Here is a 424-nt window from a genome sequence, read left to right as displayed (position 1 = left end):
GCTTCCTGCTGTACGAGCGCACCAGCACGCCGTTGCCGAACGCACGCACGGACTCCAGGGTGAACTCCGAGATCGCGAACCCGGCCCCGAACATGGGCATGCCCGAGCCGTACACCAGCGGATAGGTCTTGATGACGAGCTCGTCGATCTCGTCGAGCAGTTCGCCCGCGACCTTCGAGCCGCCGCACAGGTAGATGCCGAACTCGCTGTCCTCGGCCTTCAGTTCGCGGACCTTGCCGACCAGGTCGTCCGCGATGATCTCGACGTTCGGGTCGGGCGACTTCTCCAGCGTGCCGGAGGCCACGCACTCGCGCAGGTGGGCGTAGGGGCTGGTGATGCCCTCTTTCAGGGCGAGGTCGTAGCTGGCGCGGCCCTGGACGATGGTGTCGAACCGCTTGTTCGGCAGGTCGTCGAAGCCGAGGGC

Annotated in this window: 1 protein-coding gene; it reads right to left on the bottom strand. The window is 66.5% G+C overall.

The features are described from left to right. Positions 1-424, bottom strand: a 424-nt coding sequence (locus IF47_RS0126890; protein WP_031511650.1) for a dihydrofolate reductase family protein, incomplete at both ends; no start/stop codon positions are given.

This window comes from Streptomyces megasporus, from assembly GCF_000718985.1.
GTDB lineage: Bacteria > Actinomycetota > Actinomycetes > Streptomycetales > Streptomycetaceae > Streptomyces > Streptomyces megasporus.
The sequence above is the reverse complement of the archived record's forward strand: the minus strand, read 5'-3'. Positions and strand labels throughout refer to the sequence as shown.